23 protein-coding genes are annotated in these 23,054 nt (G+C 47.6%); 16 read left to right on the top strand and 7 right to left on the bottom strand.

Features of this window, described 5'->3' with window-relative positions; translation table 11 throughout:
* The gene (gene thiH / locus AKJ31_RS21340; RefSeq protein ID WP_053411045.1) at positions 1–1,113 is read left to right on the top strand and encodes a 2-iminoacetate synthase ThiH; all 1,113 of its coding nucleotides are present in this window, start codon (positions 1–3) and stop codon (positions 1,111–1,113) included.
* A 78-nt stretch (positions 1,114–1,191) separates the two neighbouring features.
* On the opposite strand, the gene AKJ31_RS21335 is transcribed toward thiH, so the two are convergent.
* Together AKJ31_RS21335 and AKJ31_RS21330 are read right to left on the bottom strand one after the other, a co-directional pair.
* A complete protein-coding gene (locus AKJ31_RS21335) occupies positions 1,192–2,982 on the bottom strand; it encodes an aminopeptidase P family protein (protein WP_053411044.1) in 1,791 nt (596 codons plus the stop codon).
* A gap of 86 nt (positions 2,983–3,068) precedes the next feature.
* Complete coding sequence (locus tag AKJ31_RS21330) at positions 3,069–4,010, bottom strand: LysR family transcriptional regulator (RefSeq protein WP_053411043.1); 942 nt, start codon at positions 4,008–4,010, stop codon at positions 3,069–3,071.
* A 106-nt stretch (positions 4,011–4,116) separates the two neighbouring features.
* On the opposite strand from AKJ31_RS21330, the gene AKJ31_RS21325 reads away from it, so the two are divergent.
* Together AKJ31_RS21325 and tsrA are read left to right on the top strand one after the other, a co-directional pair.
* On the top strand, positions 4,117–5,313 hold the full coding sequence (locus tag AKJ31_RS21325; protein ID WP_053411042.1) for a multidrug effflux MFS transporter: 1,197 nt from the start codon (positions 4,117–4,119) through the stop codon (positions 5,311–5,313).
* A gap of 81 nt (positions 5,314–5,394) precedes the next feature.
* Positions 5,395–5,679, top strand: coding sequence for an H-NS-like global regulator TsrA (tsrA, locus tag AKJ31_RS21320; protein WP_053411041.1), 285 nt, complete (start codon positions 5,395–5,397; stop codon positions 5,677–5,679).
* A gap of 30 nt (positions 5,680–5,709) precedes the next feature.
* On the opposite strand, the gene asnC is transcribed toward tsrA, so the two are convergent.
* Positions 5,710–6,174 (bottom strand): transcriptional regulator AsnC, encoded by a 465-nt coding sequence (asnC, locus tag AKJ31_RS21315; protein ID WP_053411040.1) that lies wholly within the window; start codon positions 6,172–6,174, stop codon positions 5,710–5,712.
* 164 nt (positions 6,175–6,338) lie between these two features.
* Here asnC and AKJ31_RS21310 point away from each other — a divergent pair, with 164 nt between their 5' ends.
* Complete coding sequence (locus AKJ31_RS21310; protein ID WP_053411039.1) at positions 6,339–7,118, top strand: class I SAM-dependent methyltransferase; 780 nt, start codon at positions 6,339–6,341, stop codon at positions 7,116–7,118.
* A gap of 100 nt (positions 7,119–7,218) precedes the next feature.
* Positions 7,219–7,800 (top strand): hypothetical protein, encoded by a 582-nt coding sequence (locus AKJ31_RS21305; protein ID WP_053411038.1) that lies wholly within the window; start codon positions 7,219–7,221, stop codon positions 7,798–7,800.
* Between the two features lie 41 nt (positions 7,801–7,841).
* On the opposite strand, the gene AKJ31_RS21300 is transcribed toward AKJ31_RS21305, so the two are convergent.
* Positions 7,842–8,723, bottom strand: a complete 882-nt coding sequence (locus AKJ31_RS21300) for a carboxylate/amino acid/amine transporter (protein WP_053411037.1) — start codon at positions 8,721–8,723, stop codon at positions 7,842–7,844.
* A gap of 56 nt (positions 8,724–8,779) precedes the next feature.
* Positions 8,780–9,205: a universal stress protein gene (locus AKJ31_RS21295; protein WP_053411036.1), complete on the bottom strand. Its 426-nt coding sequence runs from the start codon at positions 9,203–9,205 to the stop codon at positions 8,780–8,782.
* A 155-nt stretch (positions 9,206–9,360) separates the two neighbouring features.
* Here AKJ31_RS21295 and ftnA point away from each other — a divergent pair, with 155 nt between their 5' ends.
* From ftnA to AKJ31_RS21280, 3 genes are all read left to right on the top strand, one after another.
* Positions 9,361–9,888 (top strand): non-heme ferritin, encoded by a 528-nt coding sequence (gene ftnA / locus AKJ31_RS21290; protein WP_053411035.1) that lies wholly within the window; start codon positions 9,361–9,363, stop codon positions 9,886–9,888.
* Positions 9,889–9,961: 73 nt separating this feature from the next.
* Positions 9,962–10,285, top strand: coding sequence for a universal stress protein UspB (uspB, locus tag AKJ31_RS21285; RefSeq protein ID WP_053411034.1), 324 nt, complete (start codon positions 9,962–9,964; stop codon positions 10,283–10,285).
* A gap of 113 nt (positions 10,286–10,398) precedes the next feature.
* Entirely contained in the window at positions 10,399–11,592 is a 1,194-nt protein-coding gene (locus tag AKJ31_RS21280) for a BaiN/RdsA family NAD(P)/FAD-dependent oxidoreductase (RefSeq protein ID WP_053411033.1), read from the top strand.
* Positions 11,593–11,677: 85 nt separating this feature from the next.
* Here AKJ31_RS21280 and AKJ31_RS21275 read toward each other — a convergent pair whose 3' ends face one another.
* Together AKJ31_RS21275 and AKJ31_RS21270 are read right to left on the bottom strand one after the other, a co-directional pair.
* Entirely contained in the window at positions 11,678–12,376 is a 699-nt protein-coding gene (locus AKJ31_RS21275; protein ID WP_053411032.1) for an Lcl C-terminal domain-containing protein, read from the bottom strand.
* A gap of 13 nt (positions 12,377–12,389) precedes the next feature.
* Positions 12,390–15,926: an Lcl C-terminal domain-containing protein gene (locus tag AKJ31_RS21270; protein ID WP_053411031.1), complete on the bottom strand. Its 3,537-nt coding sequence runs from the start codon at positions 15,924–15,926 to the stop codon at positions 12,390–12,392.
* A 266-nt stretch (positions 15,927–16,192) separates the two neighbouring features.
* On the opposite strand from AKJ31_RS21270, the gene AKJ31_RS21265 reads away from it, so the two are divergent.
* The 8 genes from AKJ31_RS21265 to AKJ31_RS21230 all read left to right on the top strand — a co-directional run bounded on the left by AKJ31_RS21265 (position 16,193) and on the right by AKJ31_RS21230 (position 23,053).
* The gene (locus AKJ31_RS21265; RefSeq protein WP_053411030.1) at positions 16,193–16,393 is read left to right on the top strand and encodes a Flp family type IVb pilin; all 201 of its coding nucleotides are present in this window, start codon (positions 16,193–16,195) and stop codon (positions 16,391–16,393) included.
* Complete coding sequence (locus AKJ31_RS21260) at positions 16,383–16,823, top strand: A24 family peptidase (protein ID WP_053411029.1); 441 nt, start codon at positions 16,383–16,385, stop codon at positions 16,821–16,823. The genes AKJ31_RS21265 and AKJ31_RS21260 overlap by 11 nt, the downstream gene beginning before the upstream one ends.
* Positions 16,824–16,835: 12 nt before the next feature.
* On the top strand, positions 16,836–17,726 hold the full coding sequence (gene cpaB / locus AKJ31_RS21255) for a Flp pilus assembly protein CpaB (RefSeq protein ID WP_072161418.1): 891 nt from the start codon (positions 16,836–16,838) through the stop codon (positions 17,724–17,726).
* Between the two features lie 3 nt (positions 17,727–17,729).
* Positions 17,730–19,154, top strand: a complete 1,425-nt coding sequence (locus AKJ31_RS21250; RefSeq protein WP_053411028.1) for a type II and III secretion system protein family protein — start codon at positions 17,730–17,732, stop codon at positions 19,152–19,154.
* A 149-nt stretch (positions 19,155–19,303) separates the two neighbouring features.
* Positions 19,304–19,720, top strand: coding sequence for a pilus assembly protein FlpD (locus tag AKJ31_RS21245; RefSeq protein WP_245639086.1), 417 nt, complete (start codon positions 19,304–19,306; stop codon positions 19,718–19,720).
* 3 nt (positions 19,721–19,723) lie between these two features.
* Entirely contained in the window at positions 19,724–20,851 is a 1,128-nt protein-coding gene (locus AKJ31_RS21240; RefSeq protein ID WP_053411027.1) for a CpaE/TadZ family protein, read from the top strand.
* A gap of 4 nt (positions 20,852–20,855) precedes the next feature.
* A complete protein-coding gene (locus AKJ31_RS21235; protein WP_053411026.1) occupies positions 20,856–22,157 on the top strand; it encodes a TadA family conjugal transfer-associated ATPase in 1,302 nt (433 codons plus the stop codon).
* Positions 22,154–23,053, top strand: a complete 900-nt coding sequence (locus AKJ31_RS21230; protein ID WP_053411025.1) for a type II secretion system F family protein — start codon at positions 22,154–22,156, stop codon at positions 23,051–23,053. Before AKJ31_RS21235 ends, AKJ31_RS21230 begins: the two co-directional genes overlap by 4 nt.
* Position 23,054 lies beyond the last annotated feature (1 nt).

Here is a 23,054-nt window from a genome sequence, read left to right as displayed (position 1 = left end):
ATGAGTTTCGTCGAACACTTTAAACAGTTGAACTGGGATGACGTGTCTATCTCAATCAACAGCAAAACGGTCGCGGATGTCGAGCGCGCGTTGAGTAAGCCAAAACGTGATTTGGAAGACTTCAAAGCGCTGATCTCTCCGGCGGCTGAAGGTTATCTTGAGCAAATGGCACAGTTGTCGTTTACTCTGACGCGTAAGCGATTTGGCAATACCATGTCGCTTTATATTCCTTTGTACTTGTCTAACCTATGTGCCAATGCGTGTACGTACTGTGGCTTTTCGATGGAAAACCGCATTAAGCGCAGAACGCTCAGCCAACAAGAGATCGATGCCGAGATTGACGCTATCAAACAAATGAAGTTTGATAGCGTACTATTGGTCACTGGTGAACACGAAACCAAAGTAGGGATGAACTACTTTCGTAAGGTGCTACCGCAGATCAAACAGCGCTTCAATTATCTTGCGATGGAAGTTCAACCGCTTAAGCAAGAAGAGTATGTAGAGCTTAAAAGTTTAGGCTTAGACGCGGTGATGGTTTATCAAGAAACATATCATCCGTCGACGTACGCGCAACATCATTTACGCGGCAATAAGATGGATTTTGAGTTTCGCCTTGAAACCCCCGATCGGTTAGCAAAAGCTGGGATAGATAAGATTGGTATCGGTGCGTTAATAGGGTTAGAGGACTGGCGTACAGACTGCTTCTTTACTGCTGCACATCTAGATTACTTAGAGCGCACCTACTGGCAAACTCGTTACTCGATTTCGTTTCCGCGTTTACGACCGTGCGCAGGCGCGTTGCAACCCAAATCAGTGATGAGTGACAAGCAACTGGTCCAACTGATTTGTGCCTACCGATTACTTAACCCTGAAGTTGAGCTGTCTCTCTCAACACGAGAATCACCTGAGTTTCGTGATAACGTACTGCCACTTGGAATTACTTCTATGTCGGCGGCATCCAAAACCCAGCCGGGTGGCTATGCCAACGACGACGTTGAACTGGAACAGTTTGAGATCAGTGACGAACGAAGTGCTGCATCGGTTGAATTGATGATTCGTTCAAGAGGGTTCGATCCGGTATGGCGAGATTGGCACTCGGCATACTCCGGATAATGAGTGTTTCACGTGAAACATAAAAAAGGGATTGATGTACTCATCAATCCCTTTTGTGTATCTAAAACTCAGGTAGTCTTAGTGATGGACTAGCGGTTGCGTTGCTGCTCGTAGCCAGTCTTTGACTTCACCTTCGACTAATGGGCTGATGTCGTCCCATACTTTTTGATGGTAGTCGTTCAACCATGCTAATTCAGGGCGAGTAAGCATATCGACATTGATGTTACGTGCATCGATAGGGCAACGTGTGAGAGACTCAAACGCCAATACAGGGAAGTCTCCTTGGGTTGCTTGCTCAACCACAAGTTCAAGGTTTTCAATACGGATACCAAATGCATCAGCACGGTAGTAACCAGGCTCGTTAGATAACACCATGCCTTCAACCAATGGTACATCGATTTGGCGCTTTGAAATGCTCGCAGGTCCTTCGTGAACACTTAAGAAATGACCGACACCGTGGCCTGTGCCATGGTCGTAATCGTAACCTTCTGCCCATAAGTGTTGACGAGCCAGTGTATCGATTTGATAACCGCGAGTGCCTTTCGGGAAGCGTGCGCGAGCTACGCCGATATGACCTTTTAGTGCTAAGGTAAACTGTTTCATCATTTCGTCACTCGGTTGGCCAATAGCGATAGTACGCGTGATATCGGTGGTCCCATCAAGGTACTGACCGCCAGAGTCCACCAAGTAAAGCGTGTTCATTTCTAACTGACCGGGTGTCGGCTGGTTTTCGTGATTGTAGTGACACATCGCTGCGTTGCTTCCCGCGGCTGAGATAGTATCAAAGCTTAAGTCCATTAACGTCGGATCTTGTTTGCGGAAGCTCTCTAACTTATCTGAGAGGGTGGCTTCGTCGTGCAGTCGATGATTTGCTACTTCGCTATCCAACCAGCATAGGAACTTGCTCATCGCCACACCATCGCGGATGTGACATGCTTTCATCCCGGCAATTTCAACTGCGTTTTTCGCGGCTTTTGGCATCAAGCAAGGGTCGGCAGAGTTAATCACAGTGGCGCCTGCATTTTGCAGCACGAGCTTAAACCAAGCGTTGCTGATTGCAGGATCAACTAAAACGCTTTTGCCAGTTAATGCTTCTAAACGAGTTTGTAGTTGCTTCGGTGCGAAGACAGATAACCCAGAACCTACGTGAGCCTCAAACTCGGCAGGTAAGCGTGCTGGGTCAAGGAAAAACTCCACACTTGCATCGCTGTGTAGGATCGCGTGCGATAGTAATACTGGTAAGCGCGAAACATCCAAACCTCGGATATTAAGCAGCCAACAGATGGAATCGAGCGCGGTAATGACAGCGCTGTCTGCGCCAGCTTGTTGAATCAGCTTAGCGATTTGTTGGCGTTTGCTTTCACTCGATTGGCCGACAGATTCAGTCGGCATTAAGCGAACATCTGATACCACAGGTGCCGGACGGTCATGCCAAATCTGATCAATTGGGTTAGCATCAAGTACTTTGAGTTCGATAGAACCAGCCAGCTTGCTTTGTGCTGCGTTGAGCCAAGCTGCACTGTGCATGCGTGGGTCTATCGCTAGATTTGAACCAGAAGCCAAATTCTGTGTAATCCAATCTAAAGCTGGCTCTTCAATTAAGTGGCGGTATTCAAATAACTCGGCAGGTACCTGTTTGGTTACTTGAACGGTATAACGACCGTCAACAAAGATCGCTGCTTTATCTTGCGTAACCACCGCAGCACCTGCAGACCCAGTAAAACCAGTCAACCAGTGCAAACGTTCATTGTGTGCAGGTACGTATTCGCCAAGGTATTCGTCCTCATGTGGGACGAGTAAAGCATCGATGTTGTTCTGAGCAAGCCATTCCCTAATGGCTATCAGTCTTTGTTCTGTCGTAGTTAGCATCTGTTAATCCTTCAATAGGTGTAGGGCGTCCATTCTGTAATGCGGACGATGGAGATAAGCTACTCTTTTTAGTCTATGGCTGCAAATTATCTCAAGAGGGTGGTTTTTTCAGTAATCATCTGCCTTATCCAAGATAGTGCAGGATCATTCTCTCTATCTCTATGCCAAAACAGAGTATATGCCATCGGTGGGAACTTAATGGGTAACGGCAGTACCGCTAACCCGAGTTGCTCTGATGCCAACTCGACAAAATGGCTGGGTGCGGTAAAGATAAAGTCCGTGTAGGAACATAAGCTCGCTGCGCTGTTAAAGTCAGGAACGGTGATCGCGATATCACGTTCATGCCCGTTGTCGGCCAATCGATAATCGAGCAGCCAGCGGTCGTTGCCATCGCAGCGTACTTGAACGTGTCGGTAAGAGAGGTAGCTCGATAAATCCCAAGGTTTGGTAAGCGCGGGATGGTCACTTCGCACCAAGCATTTTTGCGTATCGCGATAGATTTCCTGCTCGCAGATATCATTGGGTGGCAATAAGGTCAGCTTGGCGTCGTTGATGTCGATATCTTTACCTGTCAGCCCGAGATCGAGCTCGCCACGTTGCAGCATTTTAAAAGTGTTGTCTGTCCACGAATGTGTACTGATGGTGACCCCTGGTGCTTGCTGAAATATAGCGGGTAAGAAGTGAGGTAGTATCAGCGGATAAACACTTTCAACGGTGGCCATTTGAAAGCGATAGCTGCTGGTTTGTGGCGAGAACGTTTCCGGCTGGGTAATTTGCTCAAGTTGATTGATCAATATGTCGAGCTTGGGCTTTAGGAATAGTGCCTTTGGTGTTGGTGTTAAACCGTGCGAATGACGGACAAAAAGAGGGTCATCAAACTGAGTGCGAAGTTTAGCAAGGTTTTTACTCACTGCAGATTGGCTTAAGCACAAACGGTGGGCGGTACGCGTGACGTTCAGTTCTTCCAAAAGCACTTTTAAGCAAACGAGCAGGTTGATATCGACTCTGACCAGCTTTTCGAGATTCATGTGAGTTTCCTATATGGAATATCTTTAATGATGAATAATCATTGGTTGGCATATCTAAATGTATCCTACAATACGCATAATTTCATTCGTTATTGTGGAGACATCAGTGCAAACCCCTCAACCAGCCGCGCATGGCAGAACTCAACTTGTTCTGCTGACATTATTGGTGCTATTCAGCCCACTTGCCATTGATATCTATCTACCGGCATTACCGCTGATCTCGGCTGCGTTTCACGTGGAACACGCACTGGCACAAGATACGATTACATGGTTCTTGTTCGCGATGGGTGTCGGCCAATTATTTGCCGGTCCTTTGGCGGACAAATACGGACGTCGAACTGTTGCATTGGGTGGTATCACCATCTACGCGTTGAGTGCTTTATTGGCGTGGAGTGCTCAAAACATCGAGTGGTTGTTGATATCACGTTTGCTACAAGGCTTAGGTGCGTGCGCGACATCGGTAGCAGCCTTTGCAACAGTTCGCGATATTTTCGGTCCGCAGAAAAGCGGCAAGATGATCAGTTACCTAAATGGTGCGATTTGTTTTATCCCGGCACTAGCACCAATACTAGGCAGCTGGTTGACTCAGCAATTTGATTGGCGAGCAAACTTCAGTTTCCTTGCTGGCTTTGCGAGCATCTCACTGGTAGCCATGGTTGTATTCATGAAAGAAACTAACCCAGCGCCAAGTACAGAGCCAGTATTCCGCCCAAGCCGTTATATGGCTGTGCTGAAAACACCATCTTTTGTATTCCACGCTTCGCTTTGTCTATTGGCGATGGCTGTGATTCTCGCTTACGTTACATCGGCTCCTGTGGTGCTGATGGAAAACTACGGCCTGACGATGAATGAGTTCAGCATGTGGTTTGGCGTTAACGCAATCGTCAATATCATCGCTTGCATGCTGGCGCCTAAACTGATGGATAAGTACGGTACTCACGCTACGCTTGTGATCGGTATTGTCACTTTGGCGTTGGGTGGCATCGTGATGTTGTTACTCGCTCAGGAGCAAACAGCTTTGGCATTTATGACCCCAATTTTCTTGTCGTCGGTGGGCTTTGCGCTGATTTTGGGTGCAGCGGCTGGCAAAGCGTTAGCCCCATTTGGTGACAAAGCGGGGACAGCGGCGGCATTGCTAGGCTTGTTCCAAATGAGCGGTTCAGGATTGTTAGTGGGTACTGTGCAACGTTTTGGGATGGAGCCGCAAACCATGATTGCGACACATATGCTTATCGTCGTACCAGGTCTACTGATTTTGATGAGTAAGAGCGGCAGAAGTTGGCACAGCGCGACGGTTCATTAACGAGTTATTTACTTTGAAGCGTGCGGAAAACGATGTATATTTGAGCTCCTTTCCTTAAAAAATTATGGATCAAAAACAAAGATGTCGATGACAACTTATGAGATGGCTCGTGTCCTGGAACAACTAGAAGAATCTCCAGAAAAGATTATGTTTGGCAAACTGCTTAACGAGCTTGGCAACCAGAGTGGCGAGCGTATCCGCAGTGCGGCGAAGCAAGTGCCATTGCATATGTTGCGTGACATTGTTTACCAGTTCCAACAAGTGATTGAAGATCGCAAAGGGGAGCAGGTAGAGCTAATGGCACAAGCCATTACAGAGCAAGGCATTTCAGCAGAAGAGCTGAAACAGTACCTCGAATCTCGTTAATAAAAAGACTCGCAATGGCGAGTCTTTTTATTATGGGTTTACATTGCGGTTGATTGGGTTTTGCAGCGAGATAAGCGTCTCCGTCGATTGCACTTCATCAATCGCCTGCAACTTATCAATCAACACGTATTGAAGTTCTTCAATCGAGCGACACATCAGTTTGACGAAGATATTGTATGCACCTGTCGTGTAATACGCTTCAACCACTTCTTCTAATGCGTTGAGTTTCTCAAGAGCTGAGTGATAATCGCGCGCAGCGTTTAAGTTGATGCCAATAAAACAACACACGTCGTAACCGAGCTTTTTGGTATCAACGATCACTTCCGTGCCTTGGATAATATCGGCCGCTTTCATTTTTTCGATCCTAACGTGAATGGTCGCAGGGCTGACATCAAACTGCTTAGCCATTTCCGCGTAAGGTGTGCGCGCGTCTTCCATCAATGTTTTGAGTATGGCGCGATCCAAATCGTCCATTTTTGTATTGTGCGCGTACATAGTGATCTCCTGTTACCGCTACGCCGGATGAGTGTGGTTCTATTTTAGTGCCGTTTTGGTGCAAGACACCAGTCGATAATCCGCGGTGGCAGCTAAGAAGTTAGTACCACTTAGCAAAATCCATTACACTTGCGCTTGTTAAACTACCATTTTCGGAGCCCATCGTGCAGTTACAACTTATTTGTGAAGAGCCAAGTCAACATGAACAGTTAGAGAGTATTGCTCAGCGCTGGGGATTAGAGCATAGCCCTGATAGTGAGTTCGCGTTGGTGTTGACGGCTGAACGGTTGGAATTGCGAAAACTGGACGAACCCAAGTTAGGTGCGATTTACGTTGATTTGATCGGTGGTGCAGTTGGTCATCGACGCAAATTTGGTGGTGGTAAAGGGCAGGCGATTGCTAAAGCGGCCGGCCTCAACAAAGGCGCAACTCCTACGGTTCTTGACGGTACGGCGGGTTTAGGGCGAGACGCATTTGTCCTTGCATCACTTGGCTGCAAAGTACAAATGGTTGAACGCCATCCAGTGGTTGCGGCGTTACTTGATGATGGATTACAACGGGCAAAACAAGACCCTGAAATTGGTAGTTGGGTAGGTGAGCGTATGTCGTTGATTCACGCCTCAAGCCACACAGCCTTGGATGACTTAGCTCAAGACGAAAGCTTTTCTAAACCAGATGTGGTGTATCTAGACCCAATGTACCCACATCCAGAAAATAAAAAGAAAAGCGCGTTGGTCAAAAAAGAAATGCGCGTGTTCCAGTCTTTGGTCGGCGCAGATTTAGATGCAGATAACTTGCTGCAACCCGCGTTAGCACTGGCGACGAAACGGGTTGTGGTGAAAAGACCCGATTATGCTCATTGGCTCGCGGAACAAAAGCCGACGATGGCGATTGAAACCAAAAAGAATCGCTTTGATGTTTATGTTAAAGCATCAATGACTTAATTATCTCTGCTGTAATCTGAACGCACGAAAGCCTTGCGTAACCTCGCGAGAGAGAGTATATCTTACTAAGAATTATTCGTATTCTTGTGTGGGGTAAGGCATGTCTAAGCGACTGTGTAAAATGAGCCGTAAACAAATCGCAGATAATCTGGGTGAGATCCATCGTTTGGTGGTAGAGCCTAAGTTTGTTTGCCGCTCTTGTGTGCGCTCATCGGCTTCCAAAGGTTCATTGTGCAAGCCTGCAGCCATTCCTCCTCAAGTGTGTCAAACCGCCCCTGTTGAACAGCAGAGAGCGTGTGGCTTGCTTGCCGAAGCGTTACCAGCGCCGATTGAATCTTCAATCAATAATCACAGCGAGCACAAAGCACAAGCGGTGCGCCGTGTGATCGAGCGAGTGAAAGAGAAATCGACGCGCAACCAAGTAGACCACACAATTCACGAAGTGTCCGTCATCCCAGCAGCTCCGTCGCTGGACTTGTCGGATAAAAAGGCGCTGAAGAAAGCCAAGAAGGCATTGAAGAAGCAGTATAAACAGCAGAAAAAGCTATTTAAGCTCGCTAAGAAACAACACAAATTATTGAAGCGCCAACGCAAACTCGAGGCTCAAGTCAGCGAAAATCAAGCTCTGGTGAATGTAATTCCGAGTTTGCTCGAGGTACAGAGCGAGCCACAGGTGCATTAAGGACATAAAAAAACGCTCTCCAATCGGAGAGCGTTTTTTGTTCAGTTCGCAGTGCGATAGCTTTGTTCGACTTTGCGCTTAACCCAGGTTTCATTGACCCACAATGAGAACATGATAATGGCACCGCCGATGGCTAAACGTAGCAAGTCCACGTCGCGGTTCCAGATCACGATGTTGACGATAAGGCCCGCTGGGACTAACGCGTTATTCATTACCGCCAATGCGCCTGCATTAACCATCGTCGCGCCTTTGTTCCAAGCAAAGTAACCCAGACCTGAAGCAATCAACCCGAGATAAATCAGGATTCCCCATTGCGTGCTGGTGGTTGGCATTTTTTCTAAGTTACCCATCAGTGCAAAAGCAACCAATGCCACACATAAAGCACCAAGATAGAAGTAGCCAAAGATAGTGTGTTGAGGAAGGTCGAGAGGCTTTTTCTCCATCAGATATTTATACCCGACTTGGCCAATCGCAAAACAAATGTTCGCGCCTTGTACGACTAAGAAACCGATGACAAAGTTTTCGTTAATACCCGCGAACTTAATGAAAGCTGCGCCGGCAACGGCAATCGCTGCTGTCAGTAGATACCAAGGTGAGAAGCGACCCTTCAAAAAGTCATAAATCAAAGTGACGTAGATCGGCGTGAACACGGTAAAGAGTAGAACTTCTGGTACCGAGAGCAATAAGAACGACTGATAGTAAAAGCAGTACATCAGACCAAGCTGAAAACCGCCAATAACCATCATTTTGGCGATCAAAGACTTTTCAACGCCTTTGAATTTTAAGAAAGGAATAAACACTAGGCTGGCTAATGCCACGCGCATTAACACAGAAAACCATGAATCAACCTGACCAGCGAGGTAAACGCCGATCAAGCTGAACGAGAACGCCCATAATAGGGTGACTGCAGAGAGATAAGCCATGATTAATACTCATTATCAATAATTGCTCTGCAGTCTATACGAAAACTGTCTAACTATCAGTCTTTAAGTGGCACGACCAATAGGTCAACCGGGGTACAGTTAATCAGTTGACGAGTGGAAGAGAGTAGCTTGCTCCAGAAATCCTGATGATGACCACACACCACTAGGTCAAAGTTGAACTCCTGAATGGTTTCACACAGCTCGTTACCCAAGTCGCCGCTACCCACCAAAGTATGTTTGATCGGGAAATTTGCATGGTCTGCAAAGTCTTGTAACTGCTTTTGCGATGCTTGAATCGCTTGGTGCTGCGTTTCGGCAAGGTTGATATCAATTAAACCGGTATACAGTTCGGCATAGTTAACATCGATATGAACGAACGACACTTCGGCGCCAAGAGGTTTCGCTAGAGACACCGCTTTATCGATCAAAAGTTTACTGTCTTCAGAGAGATCGACGGCAACCAAAATATGTTGATAACTCATAGTGCTATCTCCTTTTAGGTGATTAATTAAAGATTAGCACCAAGGTTGGATAATTTATGCCGTAATGATCTCAGATCCACATTCACCCGACAAAGTGTTATGGTGGAAGACATGATATAGTCAGTTAAAGTTCATAGACTTAGTAGGAGTGGCAAATGCTTTCTCAAGCAATGGTTGATCAATTGAATGAGCAAATTAATCTCGAATTTTTCTCATCCAATCTATACTTACAAATGAGTGCTTGGTGTGAAGATAAAGGTTTTGAAGGTGCAGCCGAATTTTTACGTGTGCATGCCGTAGAGGAAATGGAGCACATGCAACGTCTGTTCACCTACGTGAGCGAAACTGGGGCGATGCCGATTCTAGGTGCGATTGAAGCGCCAAAACACGAATTTGCAAGCTTGGGTGAAGTGTTCCGCGAAACGTATGAGCATGAGCAAATGATTACTGCAAAAATCAATAAGCTCGCTCATCTGGCGTTTACCTCCCAAGATTACTCAACTTTCAACTTCTTGCAGTGGTACGTAGCTGAACAGCACGAGGAAGAGAAGTTATTTAAAGGGATTTTAGACAAGCTAGACTTAGTGGGTGAAGACGGCAAAGCGCTGTTCTTTATCGACAAAGACTTAGCGGCTCTAGCAAAAGAAGGTTCATCTTCGATTATGGATGCCCCTGCTGAATAAACTTCAGCGAAAGACTCTGTAAAGATCGTCTTTTTCTTCTGGGCATCATATCCGAAGATGTAAGGGGGAAAAGATGATCACTGTCGATACCATTCTATTCGCGCTAATGTTGGTTACCATTATTAATATGGTTAGATACCTAACTGCGCTGCGTTCTCTTATCTACATTATGCGTGAAGCTCACCCTTTGCTTTACCAGCAAGTGGATGGCAATGGTTTCTTTACCACGCATGGTAACGTCACCAAGCAAGTGAGACTTTTCCACTACCTTAAGAGCAAAGAGTATCACCACCACCATGATGAAGTGTTCACTGGTAAATGTGAGCGAGTAAGAGAGCTGTTTATTCTCTCTACGTCACTGCTTGGCGTGACCTTATTTGCCGCGTTAATTCTCTAACTGGTGAATTGGCAATCAGTTCGATTGCCGCTAGAATAGCGACCTAATTTGCAAAGGATGTGCGTTTAGCACATCCTTTTTTATTGTTTAGTGGTTTAGTTTGAGTGGTTGTCATGGCAGAGAAATTTGACGTTGTCATTATCGGAGCAGGTGCCGCAGGGTTAATGTGCGCTGCAGAAGCAGGTAAGCGTGGACGTAAAGTGCTGGTGCTGGACCATGCAAAAAAACCAGGTCGCAAAATTCTGATCTCTGGCGGCGGTCGTTGTAACTTCACCAACTACGACGTAACAGCCAAAAACTACCTGTGTAGCAACCCTCACTTCGTTAAATCGGCGTTGGCTCAGTACACCAACTGGGACTTTATCTCGATGATCTATAAGCACGGGATAGAGTTTGAAGAACGCGACCACGGACAGCTTTTCTGTGTCGGTGATTGTGACGCAAAAGACATCGTCAAAATGCTAATGGCCGAGTGTGACTTACCGACCGTTGAGCAGCGTTACAAGCAAGATATCCATCATATCGAAAAGAGTGAGAACGGCTTTGTCTTGCACGCCAACACCGATGTGATTGAGTGTCAATCGCTGGTGGTGGCAACTGGTGGTCTTTCGATGCCAAAACTAGGCGCGACGCCATTTGGCTATAAAATTGCCGAACAGTTTGGTTTACCTGTACTGCCAACCACTGCGGGCTTGGTGCCGTTTACGCTACACAAAGAAGATAAAGAAGACTTCGCCGAGTTATCGGGTATCGCGATCCCCGTTGAGATCAAAGCAGAAAACAATAAGGTGTTTAAAGAAGCGCTGCTGTTTACCCACCGTGGTTTGTCGGGCCCTTCGGTTCTGCAAATCTCGTCATACTGGAAGCCGGGTGAGAAAGTAAACATCAACCTCGTGCCAGAAGTGGACGTTGATGAACTATTGGCACGCTCGCTAGAAAAGCATCCGAACCAGAGCTTAAAAAATACCTTATCTAAAGTGCTACCTAAGCGCTTAGTGGAAGTACTGATTGAACGTAAAGTGCTGGAAGATAAACCACTTAAGCAATTTGGCCCTAAGCAACTTAAAGCGGTGACTGAAGTGCTCGAAAACTGGCATATCGCTCCTAACGGCACTGAAGGTTACCGAACCGCAGAAGTGACGCTTGGCGGTGTGGATACTGACCACTTGTCGTCAAAAACGATGGAGTGCAAGAACGTTAAAGGTCTGTACTTCATTGGTGAAGTGATGGACGTCACTGGTTGGCTAGGTGGCTACAACTTCCAGTGGTGCTGGAGTTCCGGTTTCGTTGCCGGGCAGTGGGTTTAGTTCCAATCACAAAAATGCTCAGCCGTGCTGGCTGAGCATGTCATAACGCTTGTCTCTCAGTCGTTTAGTGATGAACAACGCTGAGTTATTCTTGCGGAATGTCTCGTACTAATCTCAACATACCGCTCGTTCTGCGCATTTGGTTTAGCAGTGAACCCCATCCCCTAAAGTTTACCGTGTAGTAGTGTATATAATTGCTATCTAGCATGGCGGTATCTGAGGTGACCGTGATATTTTGGTATATCTCTCCCTTTTGCCTCGCGTAGATTGCCGTGTGATAACCGATCATTGTTTCGTCTGTCGAATACGGCGTATTACTCAAAGCCTCAATTTCTTGCTGAGAGACGTTAATATCGTAACTGAATACGGGATAGTTACCTGGTACGCACTGGTCGTTATAAATACCTACCAACTCTTTGACGCTTGGCAACCGCCAACGATGTTCGATCGAGCCGAGCTGTTGATTCGCACTCTCCACCGCATCCATAGTGACTTGGCGAATATTGGCGTAGAAACTGTCATCGCTTAGTTCATACGGTACGGTAGGGACCTCTAGACATGCATCTTGCAGGCTATCGTATGTTTGACCAACAAAGCAGTAGCTCCATTGCAAGCCAGTTGTGGCGTCATTTACCACTTTATAATCACCAATATCAGTTGAAATGACGTCATGAGAAAAGCGATTATTGGGGTTGAGGTCGGTGTTGGCTCCGCACTGCAATTCTAGCTCTGCTGCGTATGCAGATGAGATAAACATCATCAGGCTTAAACTTAAATATTTCACGCTAGATTCCTTGTTACTGTTTGATATAAAAGCCATCACTGACCAAAACGAGCGAGTTAGAAAGTCCCGCGCTTTTGTAGTAAGTACCGAAATTTACGGCGTTTAATACAAGGTTGTGTGTGCTATCTAAGCTCTTTTCAGCTAACCACATAGTTTGCAGGTGCGGGAAGTATTGGCTATCAACGTTCGCGGGCAAATTTCTGCCGAAAGTACGTAGATTACCGAAATTGAGTATCGAGACTGATTCTTGCAAAGTAGGTAAGCGCCAGTTACTTAACCCACAGCGTTTTTCTTGATTGTACCAATCGATTTGATTACTGACCGTACACTGATTAGGGTCAGTAGAGACTTTGTCAGTACCGTGCTCTGTACATGTACCACTGAATATAGTCGCGTCTTCCACTGGCTTGATGAGGAACTGGTTATCGCTGTCGTATACAGAATATGGGTCATCTTCCTTACGGCGGTACTTTATTTCCCAAACAAGTCCGCTATGTGCATTCAACACACAAGCAAAAGGCTGAGTGTTGTAACTCAAATCCTGACGAGCAAGTGGTTTTCCTTGTTGGTCGAGCTTAACGTAACGAGCACCAAGCAAGCCATCCTCGCTGTTGTTTTCGGCTTTTCCCGTAAGTGGGTCACAGGCAAAACTATTGTCTCTACCACGGGTGCTGTCGTCCCCGGCTAGACCTTTTGTTATCCTTGAATCGGCAATATGAATTCGGCGCGGAGAGTAGGTCATTTGTGCGCTAGCGCTACCCACATTACTTTGCACGCGAAGGTAGTACTGTTTGTCTAGATCCAGACCAGTGATGGTCGCTCGCTGCTTTTCAGTTGGTAGCACATTTGGTGCGTAAGCAACCTGACTGAAGCTCTCCTCACCCCAAGCGAGGGTATAGCTGGACGCGCCCGGTTGAGAGTCCCAACCGATCGTCACCCAATGCCCCAAGCTGTCTTCACCTCTTCCTTCGATACGTAATCCTAGTAGTTGGTTCTCATCGACGAGTGATTGACAACTGGCATCCAGACCATTGACCGGATACACCGTTACCCAACCACCGGGTCTTACACCGCTTGGGAAGTAATATTGATCGGCTTCGGACTCAGCCAACAGAGCGGTCATTGCTTGGGTAATGTGTGAAATATTCACATCGATGTTCTCTATCAATACTTGGCCGATAGCGGATGTCGAAGCTATGCGGTTTAACAGTGTTTCTGCGCTAGGATAGGCGTTATTGTCACTGACTCGGTATTTGCTTAGGTCAATATTCAGTAGCGCGAGTAGGTCGTCGTATAGGTCGGCGCGCTCAGATAAATCGACCAATGAACTGAACAATTTTCCTTTCGCCTGTAATGCTAAAAATGCGGCCAATAGCTCCACTTGCTTACGCGGCATTTGGCTGTATTTCTCAATGATTTGTTCATTGGTTTGAGGAAGGGCGTAGGCAAGGCTGCCAGTCCTTGAAACGATGGACTTTAGTAACATCGCCGCTCGCGCGGTGCTGACATATCCAACATTCAGACGTTCAAACTCATCGTATTCAAGTATGTTATTACTGTTGCCTTGCAGTGTGTCCAATTTAGCGATTTCGCAGAATGACCCGAGCACTGAACGCAGTTCCACACCAGTTTTCTCATCACGAAGATGGATGGTCAGCGTATCCTGCATTTCATCGGCGGTGTACTCCGTGTACTCATAAGCATTTTTATCTAAAGTACCTGGGGCGCAGCGCGAATAGAAGTTATCGATATCGCGCAAAGCAATAGTGGTAATAAAGCTACTTTCACCGCTTAAATCTAAACGGTGCTGACGCTGTCCATTGTTAGTGATTAAATTCACTGGCTGGTGGCGTCGTGGGTAACGACTAGAGTCGTAGTCTGAAATGCGACGACTACCTAAAATAATACTCAGTGACACTTGCTCTAGTTCTTTTGGAAAACGACCACTGATTTTAAGTTGACGCTCCGGAGCAATCGCCAAAATCGAGGATTTTAAAGGATGGTTATAGTTTGCCATCACTAATTCGTTCACCCGCCATTGATAGCGATAAGATTTTTGCAGCTGCGCAGAAATGGAATTTTCTAACTCATTGTATATGATGGGTTTTTCGTTGGTTGGTAATATTTCTTTTTCATAGTGTTGCCATAACGTATAAGACGGCGTAGTTTTGGCTTTCGCTAGGATTTTAGTGCCAATTTGTTCTAACGAGAGACCTGCTCTCGACCACTGCATTGGCTTAATCGTAAATACGTAATCGGCATAGCCATTGTCTTCCACTCCTTGTTGATAAGCCTGATATGCGTTACGCATCTGTTCGGCACTAAACGATAATCTCGCTTTTTCACCGTTCGTGCGGTCAAAAACACCTAACATATCAAGCGTATCAGATTCTATTTCTATACTGTAACTGCCTGCAAATTGTGTGGCTTGCTGTTGGTCTGGATTGAGTAACGCAATTTGCTCATTAAGAGCCGTTTTTTGCTCTCCTCCTATGGTTAGTTTTATATCACTCTGCTTGCTAAGCATCTGGTACAGCACGGCTAACTCAATCACCAAGCGTTGGTTGTAGATGAGTTTTCCATGAACCGCATAGGTCTGAGCAACACTCAGGTTAAATTGGTTGTTTGTTGTTGGTCGATTGCTATCGCGGATGAATAATGTACGAAGCTGGGCGGTATTTAACTCGATAACACGCTGCTCTTGCGGCGTGCTCAACGGGCCATTAATGGCAGCCCATTGTTCAGCGGTTAGCTCTAAAGCATAGGTGCCGTAAAAACGACCAGATTGGCTAGATACATGATTTCTGATGTCTTGCTTTTGACTGTCACTCAGTTCTACCAGCGTTGACTTACTGTTATCAGACAGATAACGACGGACAGCTTCACTCTTTTCTGCATACGGTAGGTTGCCGTAATGACTGAGCTCACTTTTCAGCAAATGTTTGGCGACGGTATTAAATGCGATCGTCACCGGGTCGAGCGAGATGGTCGGTAGCTCCGCTTGATCGATGTAACCATCATCGTTGCTGTCCATCTTCAAAATATTGGTCAGCGTATCCAACTCAGTATGAAAATACGAGGCAGATTGAGCATCGACGCTGGCATTAGAGAAGGCGCGTGCTGAGTTTGCACTTGCTGAAACTAATTTACTCCCTTCCACCGTCACGATTTGGTCCAACGGCCATTGCGACAACTGAAATGTGTATTCAAACCTTCCTTCTGCCACCGTACTTTGCCATTGTTCGCAAACTTGCCCCGAACAGACTTTAAACGCGTACGTATCGGTTTCTTGGCTGCCCGCGACAGGGCCTGAAATAGTTAATGTCGACCGGTTGGTGGGTAGTATTGGAGGGGTGATGTTACCGCCACTTCCGGGTTGGGTGGACGGTGGGACTGGAGTTCCCGTACTGGTACCTGAATCTGAAGTTGTACTGCTACCAGAGTCGTTATCGACATCAGGAGTGGTTGGGGCTGATCCCGACGGTCGATCACTACAACCGCTGATCACCAGCACGATTGCCGCAGACAAAACAAGCTGTCTAAAGAGCATGAATATTCCTTTACACAAAAATCAAAGCAAACAAGAAATAACGTATAGGTGCAATAAGGTGCTTATTGTTTAAACCGTTAATCGTTCGTTATTTCGCGAAATGAAAGAGGTTAATACTGTTTGTAAGCATTTATACGATCGATATGTTTACATATGATCAATAAATTGGCATTTATTATATAAATGAGATTGATTTTTACAATGGTATTGATAATAATTCTCACATCAAAAGAAAAATGAATATTTTTTATAAAGGAATTAATTGAATGAATGGTTTTTTGTCTTTGATTGAGCGCTATATGCATGATGAAGAAGGAGCGACAGCGATTGAATATGGCATTCTCGCGGCTGGATTAGCTGCTGGGATATTAGCGATATTTGGCTCTGATGGCTTATTTATCAGTGCTTTAAAGGAAAAATTTCAAACAATCATTGATGGTATGAACATGGGTTCGGGTGGCGAGTAACTCTTATTTTTTGTTGCAAATTATAACGGTAGTCTTGTTGCTTGCTATTGCATTTAGTGATGTGTCTCAGCGTAAGGTTCCGAATATATTTTTGCTTTTGTTATTAATCGTTTGCGCCACTGTTACGCCTTTTTCTCTTCACTCACTTATAGCCGGAATCACGATAGTGGTCTTTGGGATAGTGGCTTTCCACTACCGTTGGTTGGGGGCTGGAGACAGTAAGTTGTTGGCAGTATGCGCTTACGCCTCTTTGGAACAATGGTATTGGTTGCTATTAAAAACAGCGTTGTTAGGCGGAGTATTAAGCGTCGCGTATTGGCTGTTTAACTACTTCGCGCTAAGGGGAGTGATTGCGGCAAAACCGCAAACTACCGTGCCCTACGCTGTCGCGATATGCATCGCCGCAACCACCACTATTCACTATATGTAGTTTATACCCATCATGAAAAAGTTAATTTTTGTGCTGCTCGGAGGAGCGACCTTGGTCGCGATGCTGGTGGTGGCATGGCTGAGTACAACTCCAGCCCAACCAGATAAACCCGCTGAAGTGGCAGTAGAAGAGAAAGCCGTCGTACCGAGAATCTTAGTCGCGAAATACGCCATCCAAGCGGGTGCCTTACTAAGGGCAGAAGATTTCCGTTGGGCACCAATGCCATCCGACAGTAATACGCAGCTTAACAACGTGTTTCTTGAAGGCTTTATTCAACCTGAAGTGCTTAAAGGCAGCTTATTAACCCGTAGCATTGCAGCCAATCAACCGCTTGCGGTCTCAGACATTATTCGCCCAGAGCAGAGTCAATACATGTCAGCGATGCTTTCGCCTGGTATGCGAGCTGTCACGCTGGAGATGAGCTTGGCGGGGATGAACTACGACTTACTAAGACCGGGCAATTACGTCGATGTCATCTTAACCAGTGAAAATGAGCATGCCTCAGCGAACGGTTTTGGCGAAGTCACCAAACGCGCAACCAGCGTGATTCTCGAAAACACACGTCTGCTCGCGATCAACAACACCCTGACCGATATTGTCAGTGGTCCCAAACGCCAAACTGACAGCGACGTATCGACATATTTGGGAGACACCTTTCCAGTTACTTTTGAGGTTACGCCAGAAGGAGCGCAACGTTTGTTGTTAGCAAAAACGCTGGGGGATTTGTCGCTGATCCTGCGCGGCGTTCAGCAGGAAGAACCGTCAATAACGACCTCAACCGTAGCCACTTTGTGGGATGAGCAATTGTCGGACAACCATCATCCGGATCGCAAACCTCAGCACACCATTCGTATTTTCAGCGGTGAAGATATTCGTACCCAAGAAAAGAGCACAACGAGATAAATCATGTCTTTGCTTCGAAATTTTATACTTTATGTATCGTTGGCTTTGTTTGCTTCACCGTGGGCGGTAGCAGCAAGCCAGACCTTGAATCTCACTATCAACCAAAACCGTCTGATCACGGTAGGCGATGATGTGAAAGATATTTTTGTTTCTGACCCTGAGTTGGTCGTGGTCCATGCACCTTCCAACCGTCATGTGATGGTGTCGGGTAAAGCGTTAGGCGAAACCGACATTCTGGTGCTTGGAGACAACGCCCGTACATTGGCGCACTACAAAATAGTGGTGGCTGCTGACCTGTCTGAGCTGGAGCGAGCAGTGCAACACGCGTTTCCCGATGCTCAAGTAACGTTTGTTCATAATAAAGGCGCGATCGTCGCGATGGGTGAAGTGGCCAATGCGCTTCAAGCACACGAGATCCTGAGTATGGCGTCAGGGTTTGCTAAAGGGCTGCAAGAGGTCGACGAGCAAACCTTAGCTGCACCGACGAGCGAAAGTGGCAGTAGCGGCGGTCGTGGTGAAGGTATGGCAAAACCGGGCGGTGGCATGGGTGTCTACCCATTGGTGGTTAACCAGCTTAAAACCGCAGGCAGCGCTCAAGTGAATATCTCGGTACGCATCGTCGAAATGGAACGTTCGACCAGTGAACAGCTCGGCTTGCGCTGGAGCTCAATCGGTAACATGCGTTGGGGTACATGGGACACGTTGCAGACGGCGTTGGGTGTGACCCCGGGTAATAAATTCCCTGCCAACACTCTGCCTGATGGCAACGGTCAGCATGGCTTGAACGTCATCATTGATGCTTTGGTTGAAGACAGTTTGGTCAACGTGTTGGCAGAACCTAACCTGACAGCAAAATCCGGTGAAGCGGCAACCTTTATGTCTGGTGGTGAGTTTCCTTTCCCTGTCGACAACAGTGACGACGGTGTGAGTATCGAGTTTAAACGCTTTGGTATTTCGTTAGAGCTAACCCCGACGGTGTTGAGTAACAAACAGATCAGTCTTACCGTCGCGCCAGAAGTCTCTACGTTGAGCCGCGAGCACAGCGTCTCTATTGCTGGTGTCGAAGTGCCTGGTATTGAAAGCCGCCGCGCAACGACAACGATTGAGCTAGCCGACGGCCAGAGCTTTGCGCTGGCGGGCCTGGTAAGAACTTATCAAGACCACAAAATCGAAGCGCTGCCGTTTCTTGGTGAAATTCCTTTCCTTGCGCCCTTGTTCAGTAGCAACAGTTTTAAGAACTCAGAAAGCGAGTTAGTCATCATCGCGACCGCTCACTTGGTTGAGCCAACCAGTGATCCGAGCGAATTGACTACGCCGCTAGACCGTTTCCGTCCTGCCAATCGATTTGAACGTCTGTTCCTACGCGATATGGGTGATGACCACGACGCCAGCCAACGTCTGTTTGGCAACTATGGATACAACTATTAAGGATGATGATGAAATTTGCGAAATTAGCTTTGAGCACATTGCCGCTTTTATTGGTGGTTGGTTGTCAGCGTCCGTACGAAACAGGCACGCATTCCACCTTTCATGACAAAACCTCATTTAAGACTACTGCAGCCCAAATCGAGCTGGACATGAAAAATATCCTGAGTCCGGTGAATAAGCGTGAAGAGCAAGGGCAGATTCGTCTCTCGTTACAAGGCGGTAATTTGGACCCACAAACCCAACAAAAACTGCGTACTCAGTTGAGTGATTACCTTCAGCTGCCGGTGGAGCTGACTTATCAGTCGGATAAGCAAAATCAGATCGCTGGTGAGCTGGAAGTGAAGTTGGTTCGAAATACCTGTCGCTACAACCGTCAGTCGTTACCTGTTTCGGCGCATGCTTGTCAGCAACTGCGTAATCAATATCTGAGTGTGGTCAACAAATCGGCATGGCATCACGGGGAAGAGTATCAAGAGTATAACAGCGCCCTGACAACTGGGGCGGTACAACGTTTGTTCAACAATCAGCTTAAATCGGCAGAAAGACAGCCGGTGACAGGAGAGTAAGTCGTGACGGAAAGAGTATTTAATGTTGTCGCGTTTGTTCTCGATAGCCATAGCCAACAAGTGCTTGAGCAGCTAAAAAGCGACTTGACCACACAAGACATTCAGGTGAACAAAGGCGATATCGAAGCGGCGAGGCTTTGGTGTGTCAAACAGGGCGCGCCTGACTTATTGATCGTTGATGGCGGTGATTGTCTGGGATTGGAAGCTTCGCTGCGTAAGCTGGCGGAGTACTGCCCACCGCAGATGAAGCTGATCGTCTTGGGTAAAAAACAAGAAGTTTCACTATACCGAAGCCTAATGTTTGCGGGGGTGAACGATTACCACACCACACCGTTAGATGCCGATGCGATTCGACTGAGCTTATTGCACCTGCAAGGGCACCAAGTGGCAAAACCATTGCGTCATGGGCGCGTGATTTGTGTGTTGGGAAGCACTGGTGGTTGCGGCGCGAGTACCATCGCAGCGAACTTGGGATACTTCTTAGCCGAGCAACAACATCAGTTTGTCGCCTTGGTGGATTTTGACCTGTTCCACAGTCAACACCCGATTCTATTGGGCGCCGATTACGACCCGCACTTAGAGAATATTATTGCCGACGCTGAACGTATCGACGAAACCTTGTTAGCGCACAGTAGCCAGCAACTCACCAAGCGTCTGCATCTGTTTTATGGTCAGGACAGCCAGCTGCCGCAAGACGACGTACAGCAACCCGCAGAAACAATCCAGGCGTTGGCGGAGCACTACGCGACGGTGATTGTCGACGTACCGAACCTTAATCACCCTGCGATGCCAGCGATCGTTGAGCAGGCTGACAACTGCATTTTTGTCACCGACTACAGCCTGAACAGCTTCCGTTATCTGGCCAAGCTGCGAGCCAATGCGCCGTTGAAACACCAGCGACAAATCTTGGTCGGCAACTTGTGCCGTCATGCCAAAGGCCGAGTGCCTAAGCAGGAAATCACCAAAGCGCTGGGATTGGAATTGAGCGTTGAACTGCCGTTTGATGCCAAAGCGTTCGATAAAGCGGAAAGAGAAGGCAAACCGCTGCTGGCGGAGCGTTCGAAATTCAGCAAGAAAATTCATCAACTAGGGCAAGTGCTGGGTGCCGCTTCGGCGGAGCAGAAAGGGTAAATCGATGTTTAAGCAAGATGTGTTAACCCACAAGAGCCGCAGCCACGAACTGTTGTCGATGACCGATGACGCCAAAAGTGCGTTTTACGAACTGGTCGACCCGTCGATCGCCGCGAACTTATCCCGTGATGAGCTACTGCCGCGAGTCAAAGACGCACTCAACGTCATTTCAGGGCGGAAAATGTTGCCCTATAACCGTCAGGAACTGGCGGTTTTAGGCTTGCAACTGGTCGATGAAATGGTCGGTATCGGCCCGATTCAACCCTTGCTCGAAGACCCAGACGTGTCTGATATCTTGGTCAATGGCCCTGAAACCATCTACGTTGAGCGACGCGGCAAGCTAGAAAAAACCGACATCCGCTTCCGCGACGCCAAACATGTGCTCAACGTTGCTCAGCGGATCGTTAACGCGATTGGTCGCCGAGTCGATGAGTCCAATCCGATGGTGGATGCTCGCCTAAAAGACGGCAGCCGCGTCAATGTGATCGCGCCGCCTCTGGCGCTGCATGGGACCTGCATCTCGATCCGTAAATTCCCCGCCAGCAAGTTGATGTTGTCGAATCTGGTCGATAACGACAGCCTGTCCCAGCAAATGGCGGAGTTTCTCGCGTTGGCGACCTACTGCCGCTGCAACATCTTGATTTCCGGTGGTACAGGCTCGGGTAAAACGACCTTGTTGAATGCGCTGAGTCGGCACATCAGCGAAGACGAACGTATTCTGACCATCGAAGACGCCGCTGAACTGTCCTTGGCGCAGCCACACTGGGTGCCGCTTGAGACCCGTAATGCCAGTACTGAAGGTAATGGGGAAGTGACGGTGCGCGATCTGGTGAAAAATGCACTGCGTATGCGTCCGGATCGAATCGTGTTAGGTGAGGTTCGTGGCGCAGAAGCATTCGATATGTTGCAAGCGATGAATACTGGTCACGACGGCTCGTTGTGCACCTTGCACGCCAACAATCCACAAGATGCGATTGTGCGCTTAACCAATATGCTGCAAATGGGCGGAGAACGTTTGTCCGACCACATTATTCGCAGCCAGATTGTTAGTGCGATTGATTTAGTGGTGCAACTTGAACGTATGCGCGACGGGCGTCGCCGGATCACCGCCATCAGTGAAGTGGTTGGCATAAATGGCGAGCAAATCGAACTTAGCCCGGTGTTCCGCTTTGAGCTGACTCGCGCTGAACAACAACATATCTACGGTCAATTTACCGCTCAATCTGTGTCCACAGCGTTGCTCGACAAAGCGGCCCATTTCGCCAAAGAAGAGGCGCTGCGCCAGTGCGTGGAGAAGTCTTCGTGAAACTACTGATCGTCTTGATTGTTTTCTGGTTGGTCGCAGGAGGGTTGATTTGGCTCGTCATCCAGCGCCAAGAGCAATGGCAATGTCAGCTTAAGCGCTACACCTTGTTGAACCTAGCGATCGATGCCGACCAACGTCAACCATTCTGGTGTCACTGGCTCTGGTATCAAAACCTGCAAACCTTTGTCAGCCCAGCCAAGTTAAAACAATGGCAGCTCGGGTTGGCGGCATCCATGGTACTGGCACCCACGGTGCTTTGTTTTAACGGTATGGACTGGTACGTGGCACTGCTGTTGAGTCTAAGTACGGCGTTATTAGTGGTGTGGTTTGCGTATCAACAGTTGCAGCAGAAGGCCAAAGACCAGTTTCGCGACGAACTACCAGATGTCATTGATGGCTTAATCCGAGCGTTGCGCGTTGGTGCACCGATGGCGGATGTGTTTCATGAGATGGCGCAGCAACATCAGGGCGTGACCGCACGCTTGTTTGACAACATGCATGACGAGCTGAAAGTCGGTCAGACGCTGGATGAAGTGATGAAGAACGCCTCGCAACGTATGCCAATCGCCGAGTTTCGTTTTCTCACCATCGTACTCAGCTTGCAGCAGGAAACGGGTGGCCGCTTAACCGGAGTATTGGAGCGGTTAGGGCATACCTTGAGATCGCGCGCAGAGCTGAACGCCAGTATTCAGAGCATCACGTCCGAGTCACGCAACTCCGCCAAAGTACTCGCGGCACTGCCGATTTTGGTGTGCTTAGTGCTATTTACTACTGGGCGCGAGCATTTTGATTTTCTGATGACCTCGAACGGTGGGCAAATCGTTATGGCGTATGTCGTCGGCAGTATTTTGGCTGGATTGTATCTGATTCGCCGTATGACTCAGTTAAGGGGATAAC

Source organism: Vibrio hepatarius (assembly GCF_001274785.1).
Lineage (GTDB): Bacteria > Pseudomonadota > Gammaproteobacteria > Enterobacterales > Vibrionaceae > Vibrio > Vibrio hepatarius.
Note: the sequence above shows the minus strand (reverse complement) of the source record. Positions and strands in the feature narration are given on the sequence as shown.

What these genes read in the sequence shown, in the direction of transcription:
- thiH (WP_053411045.1), top strand. Translation starts at nt 1, where the DNA reads ATGAGTTTCGTCGAACACTTTAAACAGTTGAACTGGGATGACGTGTCT.
- AKJ31_RS21250 (WP_053411028.1), top strand. Translation starts at nt 17,730, where the DNA reads ATGTCTTTGCTTCGAAATTTTATACTTTATGTATCGTTGGCTTTGTTT.
- AKJ31_RS21235 (WP_053411026.1), top strand. Translation starts at nt 20,856, where the DNA reads ATGTTTAAGCAAGATGTGTTAACCCACAAGAGCCGCAGCCACGAACTG.
- AKJ31_RS21335 (WP_053411044.1), bottom strand. Translation starts at nt 2,982, where the DNA reads ATGCTAACTACGACAGAACAAAGACTGATAGCCATTAGGGAATGGCTT.
- AKJ31_RS21300 (WP_053411037.1), bottom strand. Translation starts at nt 8,723, where the DNA reads ATGGCTTATCTCTCTGCAGTCACCCTATTATGGGCGTTCTCGTTCAGC.
- AKJ31_RS21295 (WP_053411036.1), bottom strand. Translation starts at nt 9,205, where the DNA reads ATGAGTTATCAACATATTTTGGTTGCCGTCGATCTCTCTGAAGACAGT.
- AKJ31_RS21265 (WP_053411030.1), top strand. Translation starts at nt 16,193, where the DNA reads ATGAATGGTTTTTTGTCTTTGATTGAGCGCTATATGCATGATGAAGAA.
- asnC (WP_053411040.1), bottom strand. Translation starts at nt 6,174, where the DNA reads ATGTACGCGCACAATACAAAAATGGACGATTTGGATCGCGCCATACTC.
- AKJ31_RS21305 (WP_053411038.1), top strand. Translation starts at nt 7,219, where the DNA reads ATGTCTAAGCGACTGTGTAAAATGAGCCGTAAACAAATCGCAGATAAT.
- cpaB (WP_072161418.1), top strand. Translation starts at nt 16,836, where the DNA reads ATGAAAAAGTTAATTTTTGTGCTGCTCGGAGGAGCGACCTTGGTCGCG.
- AKJ31_RS21330 (WP_053411043.1), bottom strand. Translation starts at nt 4,010, where the DNA reads ATGAATCTCGAAAAGCTGGTCAGAGTCGATATCAACCTGCTCGTTTGC.
- ftnA (WP_053411035.1), top strand. Translation starts at nt 9,361, where the DNA reads ATGCTTTCTCAAGCAATGGTTGATCAATTGAATGAGCAAATTAATCTC.
- uspB (WP_053411034.1), top strand. Translation starts at nt 9,962, where the DNA reads ATGATCACTGTCGATACCATTCTATTCGCGCTAATGTTGGTTACCATT.
- tsrA (WP_053411041.1), top strand. Translation starts at nt 5,395, where the DNA reads ATGTCGATGACAACTTATGAGATGGCTCGTGTCCTGGAACAACTAGAA.
- AKJ31_RS21245 (WP_245639086.1), top strand. Translation starts at nt 19,304, where the DNA reads ATGAAAAATATCCTGAGTCCGGTGAATAAGCGTGAAGAGCAAGGGCAG.
- AKJ31_RS21280 (WP_053411033.1), top strand. Translation starts at nt 10,399, where the DNA reads ATGGCAGAGAAATTTGACGTTGTCATTATCGGAGCAGGTGCCGCAGGG.
- AKJ31_RS21270 (WP_053411031.1), bottom strand. Translation starts at nt 15,926, where the DNA reads ATGCTCTTTAGACAGCTTGTTTTGTCTGCGGCAATCGTGCTGGTGATC.